Genomic DNA, 8,856 nt, shown 5'->3' with positions numbered 1-8,856 from the left:
GCGGTCCGGCCGCGCAGCGCGGCCGGCAGCCGGTCCAGCATGGCTCGGTCGTGGCCGGCCAGCACCACCGCCGCGACGCTGCGGTCGGCCGCGATCGACGCCAGGTCGGCGGCCGCGTCCAGCGGCAGCCGGCGCAGCGACACCCCGAGCCCGCTCGGCTCGGCCGCGACCGACATCGCGGCGGCCGCCCGGGTGACGAACGGGTCGCGCAGGATGTCGGTGCGGCGGTCACGGACCGCGAACACGATGCGGGTGCCGTCGCCGTGCGCCAGGCGCTGGGCCACCGGGTGCGGCACGTACCCCAGCTCGGCGGCGGCGCGGCGCACCGCCTCGCGGCTCGCCGGCGACGCCGGGCCCCGCCCGGAGAGCACCCGTGACGCCGTCGCGATCGAGACGCCGGCGCGCTGGGCGACCTCGGCGAGCTTGGCGTTGCGCTGCTCGGTGCTCATGGGAGACGAAGATACGGGACTTTGGACCCGGGCTGCCCGGGCCCGGCGGCACAGGTCACCCCGGCCCGGCCGGACGAGGCTGGACGTGCGTCGAGCGCCGGCCCGAGAGGAACCCCACCGTGTCATCAGAACCCGCCATCGACACCGTCCCCGGCACGGCCCCGCTGCTGGCCGCGCGCCGCTTCCTCACCCGCGAGACGGTCGGTGACCACGGCCGGACCGTGCACCAGGCCGGCGGCACGGAGTGGGAGGCGTTCTACCGGGACCGGTGGCGCTTCGACCGGGTGGTCCGCTCCACCCACGGGGTCAACTGCACCGGCTCGTGCTCGTGGAACGTCTTCGTCTCGGACGGGCTGATCACCTGGGAGCACCAGGCCACCGACTATCCGACGACCGGGCCGGACGCGCCCGACTACGAGCCGCGGGGCTGTCCGCGCGGGGCGAGTTTCTCCTGGTACGAGTATTCGCCGTCACGGGTGCGGCACCCGTACCTGCGTGGGGTTCTGGCCGAGATGTTCCGGGAGGCGCGGCAGCGCCTGGGTGACCCGGTGGCCGCGTGGGCGGAGATCGTGGAGACCCCGCTGAAGGCGCTGGCCTACAAGTCGCAGCGCGGCCGCGGCGGGTTCGTCCGGGCCACCTGGGACGAGGCGATCGAGCTGATGGCCGCCGCGCACGTCTACACCACGAAGAAATACGGGCCGGACCGCGTCGTCGGTTTCTCGCCGATCCCGGCGATGTCGATGGCCTCGTTCGCGGCCGGCACCCGCTACCACGCGCTGCTCGGCGGCACGCTGCTCAGCTTCTACGACTGGTACGCCGACCTGCCGATCGCCTCCCCGCAGATCTGGGGCGACCAGACCGACGTGCCCGAGGCCGGCGACTGGTGGAACGCCACCTACCTGATGATGTGGGGCTCGAACATCCCGGTGACCCGCACCCCGGACGCGCACTTCCTGGCCGAGGCCCGCTACAAGGGCACGAAGGTGGTCGCGGTGTCGCCGGACTACGCCGACAACGTGAAGTTCGCCGACGACTGGCTCGCGCCGCACCCGGGAACCGACGGCGCCCTGGCCATGGCGATGGGCCACGTGATCCTGAAGGAGTTCTTCGTCGACCGTCAGGTGCCCTACTTCCAGGACTACGTCCGCGGGTTCACCGACCTGCCGTTCCTGGTCGTGCTGGAGAACGGCAGGGCGGACCGCTTCCTCACCGCTGCCGACCTCGGCGACCCGGACGGCACGCACAAGACCGTGCTGATCGACGAGCGCACCGGCGAGTTGGTCGTCCCCAACGGCTCGCTCGGCTTCCGCTATGCCGAACCCGGCCGCTGGAACCTCGACCTGGACGGCGTGGTGCCCGCGCTCGGCATCTCCTCGGACGACGCGGTGGAGGTGGAGCTCGCCCGCTTCGACGTCGGCGACACCGAGGGCGGCTCCACGATCCGGCGCGGCGTCCGGGTCCGGCGCGTCGGCGAGCACCTGGTCACCACGGTGTTCGACCTGGTCATGGCGACCTATGGGGTGCGCCGCGGTGACCTGCCGGGCGAGTGGCCGCTCGGGTACGCGGACGCGGACTCGCCGAACACCCCGGCCTGGCAGGAGCGGATCACCGGCGTACCGGCGATGCTCGCCACCCGGATCGGCCGCGAGTTCGCCCGCAACGCCGAGCGCAGCCGCGGCCGGTCGATGATCGTGCTCGGCGCCGGCGCGAACCAGTGGTTCCACTCCGACATGACCTACCGCGCCTTCATCTCGCTGGTCACGCTCACCGGCTGCCAGGGCGTGAACGGCGGCGGCTGGGCGCACTACGTCGGCCAGGAGAAGGCCCGCCCGATCACCGGCCAGCAGCACATGAGCTTCGCCTTCGACTGGCAGCGGCCGATGCGGCACCAGGCGTCCACCCCGTTCTGGTACCTGCACACCGACCAGTGGCGCTACGAGCGGGTCCCGGCCGACGAGCTGTCCTCACCGCTGGGCACCGGGCGGTTCAAGGGCATGGCCTTCGCCGACACGGTGGCCGCCGCGCAGCGGATGGGCTGGAGCCCGGGTCACCCCTTCTTCAACCGCAACCCGCTCGATCTGGCGGACGACGCCGCCGCGGCCGGCGTCCCGGTCACCGACTACGTCGTCGCGTCGCTGCGGGACGGTTCCCTGAAACCGGTCGCCGAGGACCCGGACGACCCGGCGAACTTCCCGCGCTGCCTCACCCTGTGGCGGGCCAACCTGCTCGGCTCCTCCGGCAAGGGCAACGAGTACTTCATGCGCCACCTGCTCGGCGTCCGTTCGTCGGCGACCGCCACCGAGTGTGAACCCGGCGCCCGGCCGCGCGACGTGACCTGGCGCGACGAGGCCCCGGTCGGCAAGCTCGACCTGCTCACCGCGATCGACTTCCGGATGACCAACACCGGCCTGCACGCCGACGTCGTCCTGCCCGCCGCCACCTGGTACGAGAAGCACGACATCTCCACCACCGACATGCACCCGTTCGTGCACGCGTTCAGCCCGGCCGTCGAACCGCCCGGCGATGTGCACACCGACTACGACGCGTTCCTGGCCCTGGCCGACAAGGTCAGCGAGCTGGCGGAACACCACCTCGGCGTGCGCACCGACGTGCTCGCCGCGCCCCTGCAGCACGACACCCCGGACGAGCTGGCCATGCCCGGCGGCCGGGTCCGCGACTGGAAGTTCGGCGAGTGCGACCCGGTCCCGGGCCGGACCATGCCGAAGCTGATCACGATCGAGCGCGACTACACGCAGATCGGCCGCAAGATGCGCACGGTCGGCCCGCTGCTCGACACGCTCGGCACCACCACGAAGGCGATCACCGTCGACGTGACCCCGGAGATCGAATATCTCAAGCACCAGAACGGCGTGCTCGACGGCCGGCCGTCGCTGGCCACCGCCGACCGGATGTGCGAGGCGATCCTCGCGCTCTCCGGCACCACCAACGGCCGCGTCGCCCACGCCGGTTTCGCCGAGCTGGAGAAACGCACCGGCCGGCGGTTCACCGACTACGTCGAGGGCCACGAGAAGGACCACATCACCTACGCGCAGACGCAGGAGGCCCCGCAGCCGGTCTTCACCAGCCCGGAGTGGTCCGGCTCGGAGAAGGACGGCCGCCGCTACTCGCCGTTCACGATCAACGTGGAGCGGCTCAAGCCGTGGCACACGATCACCGGCCGCCAGCACTTCTTCGTCGAGCACGACTGGGTGGCCGAGCTGGGCGAGCAGCTGCCGGGCTTCCGCCCGCCGCTCAACATGGCCCGCCACTTCGGCCGGCCGGGCGAGGCCGTCGACGGGGGAGTGACCGTACGGTTCCTGACCCCGCACGCCAAGTGGTCGATCCACTCCATGTACCACGACAACGAGCTGATGCTGGCGCTGTCCCGGGGCGGCCCGGTGATCTGGATGAGCGTTCAGGACGCCGCGAAGATCGGTGTGGCCGACAACGACTGGATCGAGGCGCACAACCGCAACGGCGTCGTGGTGGCCCGCGCCGTGGTCAGCCACCGGATGCCCGAGGGCACCGTCTTCCAGTACCACTCGCCGGAGCGCACGGTGAACGTCCCCAAGGCCGAGAAGTCCGGCCGGCGCGGCGGCTACCACAACTCGATGACCCGGCTGCTGATCAAGCCGACCCACCTGGCCGGCGGCCACGCCCAGCTCACCTACGCCTTCAACTACTACGGACCGATCGGCAGCCAGCGTGACGAGATCACCGTGATCCGCCGCCGCGCCCAGGAAGTGGAGTACTGATGCGCATCCGCGCCCAGATGGCCATGGTCATGAACCTCGACAAGTGCATCGGCTGCCACACCTGCTCGGTCACCTGCAAGCAGACGTGGACCAACCGCGAGGGCACCGAGTACGTCTGGTTCAACAACGTCGAGACCAAGCCCGGCATCGGCTACCCGAAGCACTACGAGGACCAGGAACGCTGGAAGGGCGGCTGGAAACTCGACGCGAAGGGCCGGCTGGCGCTGCGCTCCGGCGGTCGGGTCAAGCGGCTGTCCCGGATCTTCGCGAACCCGGACCTGCCGACCATCGACGACTACTACGAGCCGGCCACCTTCGACAAGGACGTCCTGGTCAACGCGCCCGGCGGCCTGAACGACACCCCGGTCAAGAAGCCGTACTCCGCGCTGACCGGCGAACCGATGCCGATCACCTGGGGCGCCAACTGGGAGGACTCGCTGGGCGGGCAGTCCGGTCAGGACGATCCGAACCTGGCGAGGATGGCGGAGAAGGTCACCTTCGAGTTCGAGAAGACCTTCATGTTCCACCTGCCGCGGATCTGCGAGCACTGCCTCAACCCGGCCTGCGTCTCCGCCTGCCCGTCCGGCGCCATGTACAAGCGTGAGCAGGACGGCATCGTCCTGGTCGACCAGAACCGCTGCCGCGGCTGGCGGATGTGCGTGACCGCGTGCCCGTACAAGAAGGTCTACGTCAACCACGCCACCGGCAAGGCGGAGAAGTGCACGCTCTGCTTCCCCCGCATCGAGGCGGGTCAGCCGACCATCTGCTCGGAGACCTGCGTCGGCCGCCTGCGCTATCTCGGCATTCTCTGGTACGACGAGGACGCCGTCCTGGCCGCCGCGTCGGTGGAGTCCGAGACCGACCTGCTCGACGCCCAGCGCGCGGTCTTCCTCGACCCGTTCGACCCGGACGTGCAGCAGGCCGCCCGCGACGCCGGCCACCCCGCCGAGTGGATCGACGCCGCGATGGCCTCCCCGGTCTGGAAGCTGATCAGCGAGTACCGGATCGCCCTGCCGCTGCACCCGGAGTACCGCACCCTGCCGATGGTCTGGTACGTGCCGCCGCTGTCGCCGGTGCTGGACGCGGCCGGCGCCGCCGGGCGTGACGACACCGACGCCGACGACATCTTCCACACCATCCAGGACCTGCGGATACCGGTCGAATACCTGGCCTCACTCTTCACCGCCGGGGACACCGCGGCCGCCGGGGGAGTGCTGATGAAACTGGCCGCGATGCGCTCCTACATGCGCGCCCGCACCCTGGACGGGACCGTCGCCACCGAGCTGCTCGACGGCATCGGCATGACCGGTGACCAGGTCGAGGCGATGTACCGGCTGCTCGCCGTCGCCAAGTACGACGAGCGTTACGTGGTTCCGGCGGCGCACGCCCGGGACGCGGCCGAGCTCGAGGCGCAGGTCGGCTGTTCCCTCGACAGCGTGGGCGGCCCCGGGATGCTGGCCCGTGCGGACGGCCCCCGATGACCGGCCGCTCGCGGATCTTCCAGCTCGCCGCTCTGCTGGTCAGCTACCCCGACGAGGAGCTGCTCGCCGCGGGTGATGACCTGCGGGCGGCGGCCGCCGGGGTCGACGGCTTCGAACGGTTCCTGGACTGGCTGCTCACGGTCAGCCCGATCGAGGCGCAGCGGCACTACGTGCAGACCTTCGACCTGCGCCGGCGATCCGGGCTCTACCTCACCTACTACCTGCACGGCGACACCCGCAAGCGGGGGATGGCGCTGCTCATCCTCAAGCAGCGGTACCGCGCGCACGGGCTGCGCCTGGCCGACGGGGAACTGCCGGACCTGCTGCCGGTCGTTCTCGAGTTCGCGGCCACGGTGGGACCCGGCGACGGCGAGGCGCCGTTACGCCAGCACCGGCAGGGCATCGAACTGCTGCGCACGGCACTGCACGAGACGCGTACGCCGTACGCCTCGGTCCTGGACGAGGTCTGCGCCGCCCTGCCTGATCTCACCGAGGCTGATCGCGCTGCCGTGGCGGCGCTCGCCGCCGACGGCCCGCCGCTGGAGACCGTGGGTCTCGACAGCGTGGGCCTCGGCCCGGACCTCGCCCCCTACCCGGCCTGCTCGTCTGCGGAGGTCTGACGATGAACACCCTGCTCTGGGTCGTGCTGCCCTACGCCTGCCTGGCGGTCTTCGTCGCCGGGCACGTGTGGCGGTGGCGGCACGACCAGTTCGGCTGGACCACCCACACCAGCCAGCTCCTGGAGAACCGGCTGCTGCGGCTCGGCTCGCCGCTGTTCCACCTGGGCGCCTTCGGGGTGATCGCCGGGCACGCGATGGGCCTGCTCGTGCCCGCCTCGCTCACCGCGGCGGTGGGGATCTCCGAGCACACCTACCACCTGGTGTCGGTCACCGGCGGCACGATCACCGGCGTCATGCTGGTCGCCGGGCTGGCCCTGCTGATCGCGCGCCGGTTCGTCAGCGGCCGGGTCCGGCGGGTCACCACCACCATGGACAAGATCCTGTACGCGGCGCTGGCGGCGATGGTCGTGCTCGGGATGAGCGGCACCGTCGTGATCAACCTGTTCGGCGAGGGGTACGACTACCGGGAGACCCTGGCGGTCTGGTTCCGGCAGATCTTCTACCTCCAGCCGGACCCGTCGCTGATGACCGGCGCGCCGCTGGTCTTCCAGCTGCACGCCCTCGGCGGGTTCCTGTTCCTGGCGCTCTGGCCCTTCACGAGGCTGGTGCACGTGTGGTCGGCGCCGCTCGCCTACCTGTGGCGGCCGTACGTGGTCTACCGGCGGCCGCTGAAAAGTGTCGGACCCCGGGCCTAGGGTGGTGCGCATGACGACGCTGCCTGACCGCCCGCACACCGCCCTGCTGGTCATCGACGTGCAGAACGGTGTGGTCGCCGGTGCGCCACGCCGGGACGAGGTGATCGCCAACATCAACGCGCTGCTCGACCGGGCCCGTTCGGAAGACGTGCCGGTGATCTGGGTGCAGCACTCCGACGACGAGGGCCTGGCCCGCGGCAGCGACGCCTGGCAATACGTTCCGGAGCTGACCCGCCGTGACGCCGAGCCCCTCGTGCACAAGATCTACGGCGACTCGTTCGAGGCCACCGAGCTGGAGGACCTGCTCGCCGAGCGTGGCGTCGGCCGGCTCGTGGTGACCGGCGCGCAGAGCGACGCCTGCATCCGCAGCACCATCCACGGCGGTTTCGTCCGGGGCTATGACGTCACCCTGGTCGCCGACGCGCACACCACCGAGGACCTCTCGGCCTACGGCGCTCCCGCGCCCGAGCAGGTCATCGCCCACACCAACCTCTACTGGCAGTGGCAGAGCGCCCCCGGCCGCACCGCCGCCCTCGCCGAAACGGCGAAGGTCGACTTCGCCGGCTGACCCCTGACTACGGTGAGACGATGAGCGACGACTACCTGCCCGGTGTCTACCGGCAGTTCCTGGAGCGCTACCCGGAGGTGGCCGAGGCCCAGGGCACTTTGGCCCGCACCATCCGCGAGCGCAACCCGTTCGACGAGCGCACCGACCGCCTGCTGAAACTGGCGATCGCCATCGGCGCCGAGGCCGAGGGGGCGGTGCGCTCCAACGTGCGCAAGGCCCTCCAGCACGGCGCCACCCTCGACGAGGTCCGGGCCGTCGCCCTCGCCGCGGTGACGACGTGCGGTTTCCCCACCGCTGTCGCCGCCCTCGGCTGGATCGAGGAGGTGGCCTCCGCCGCGCCCGACCGCTGACCGCGCCGTGCCCGCTCGCCCCGCCCCCGGCCTGATCGACGGCGTGTGCAACCGTCACCTGACCGGCCCTCACCCGCTGCGGCGGGCTTCGCCCGCGGCCGCGCCCACCAACTGCGGCGGGCTTCGCCCGCGGCCACCCGCACCAGCTGCGGCGGGCTTCGCCCGCGGCCGCGACCGTTCAAGCTCGTATTCGCCTCCATCGGCCAGGAAGAGGTAAGACCGCCCGATGACCGACACCGACAATCTCTGGCTGCGCAAGATCGCTGAGAACCCGGGTCACTCCCGCTGGTACATCGACCGTTTCCGGGAGATGGCCGCCCGTGGCGACGACCTGGCCGGCGAGGCCCGGATGATCGACGCCATGGTGCCCCGCGGCGCCCGCATCCTCGACGCGGGCTGCGGCACCGGCCGGGTCGGCGGTCATCTCGCGGCCGCGGGCCACAAGGTCACCGGCGTCGACCTCGACCCCGAGCTGATCGCCGAGGCCCAGCAGAACCATCCCGGCGCCGACTGGCAGGTCGGCGACCTGAGCGAACTCGACCTTCCCGATCGCTTCGACGTCGTCGTCTGCGCCGGCAACGTGATGACCTTCGCCGCGCCCAGCTCCCGGGTCGAGATCCTGCGCCGCTTCGCCCGCCATCTCACCGCCGAGGGCCGCGCGGTGATCGGGTTCGGCGCCGGCCGCGGCTACGAGTTCGACGACTTCCTCACCGACGCGGCCACCGCCGGCCTGACAGCCGACCTGCTGCTGAGCACGTGGGACCTGCGCCCGCGGACTCCGGACGCCGACTTCCTGGTGGCAGTCCTCCGCCCCACCCCGGCGTAGGTCGCGTCTCACTGACCAGCCGGGGGCGGAAGTGAATGCCTCGGCCGCCGGCAACCGGCCAGTAGGACGCCGTAACGGACGGCCGGCGCGGGCGAGTCGGCGCCGCGCCGGC

8 protein-coding genes are annotated in these 8,856 nt (G+C 71.5%); 7 read left to right on the top strand and 1 reads right to left on the bottom strand.

The features are described from left to right. The coding region (locus AB0F81_RS48840; protein WP_360210889.1) for a LacI family DNA-binding transcriptional regulator at positions 1-449 on the bottom strand (449 nt) is incomplete at its 3' end. Positions 450-613: 164 nt separating this feature from the next. Between AB0F81_RS48840 and AB0F81_RS48835 the strand changes: the two genes are divergently transcribed. From AB0F81_RS48835 to AB0F81_RS48805, 7 genes are all read left to right on the top strand, one after another. Continuing rightward, positions 614-4,204 carry a nitrate reductase subunit alpha gene (locus AB0F81_RS48835; protein WP_360210891.1) on the top strand — a complete coding sequence of 1,197 codons (3,591 nt, stop codon included), beginning with the start codon at positions 614-616 and terminating at the stop codon, positions 4,202-4,204. Continuing rightward, positions 4,204-5,685, top strand: a complete 1,482-nt coding sequence (narH, locus tag AB0F81_RS48830) for a nitrate reductase subunit beta (RefSeq protein WP_360210887.1) — start codon at positions 4,204-4,206, stop codon at positions 5,683-5,685. Before AB0F81_RS48835 ends, narH begins: the two co-directional genes overlap by 1 nt. Next, on the top strand, positions 5,682-6,305 hold the full coding sequence (gene narJ, locus AB0F81_RS48825) for a nitrate reductase molybdenum cofactor assembly chaperone (protein WP_360210885.1): 624 nt from the start codon (positions 5,682-5,684) through the stop codon (positions 6,303-6,305). The genes narH and narJ overlap by 4 nt, the downstream gene beginning before the upstream one ends. Before the next feature lie 2 nt (positions 6,306-6,307). Further along, on the top strand, positions 6,308-7,000 hold the full coding sequence (gene narI, locus AB0F81_RS48820) for a respiratory nitrate reductase subunit gamma (protein ID WP_360210883.1): 693 nt from the start codon (positions 6,308-6,310) through the stop codon (positions 6,998-7,000). 10 nt (positions 7,001-7,010) lie between these two features. Next, positions 7,011-7,568: a cysteine hydrolase family protein gene (locus AB0F81_RS48815; protein WP_360210881.1), complete on the top strand. Its 558-nt coding sequence runs from the start codon at positions 7,011-7,013 to the stop codon at positions 7,566-7,568. A gap of 20 nt (positions 7,569-7,588) precedes the next feature. Further along, positions 7,589-7,918, top strand: a complete 330-nt coding sequence (locus AB0F81_RS48810) for a carboxymuconolactone decarboxylase family protein (protein ID WP_360210879.1) — start codon at positions 7,589-7,591, stop codon at positions 7,916-7,918. A 226-nt stretch (positions 7,919-8,144) separates the two neighbouring features. Then, positions 8,145-8,744: a class I SAM-dependent methyltransferase gene (locus AB0F81_RS48805; RefSeq protein WP_360210877.1), complete on the top strand. Its 600-nt coding sequence runs from the start codon at positions 8,145-8,147 to the stop codon at positions 8,742-8,744. Positions 8,745-8,856 lie beyond the last annotated feature (112 nt).

It is taken from the genome of Actinoplanes sp. NPDC024001 (genome assembly GCF_040638955.1).
Taxonomy (GTDB): domain Bacteria; phylum Actinomycetota; class Actinomycetes; order Mycobacteriales; family Micromonosporaceae; genus Actinoplanes.
This window is presented reverse-complemented; position numbering and strand designations above follow the sequence as displayed.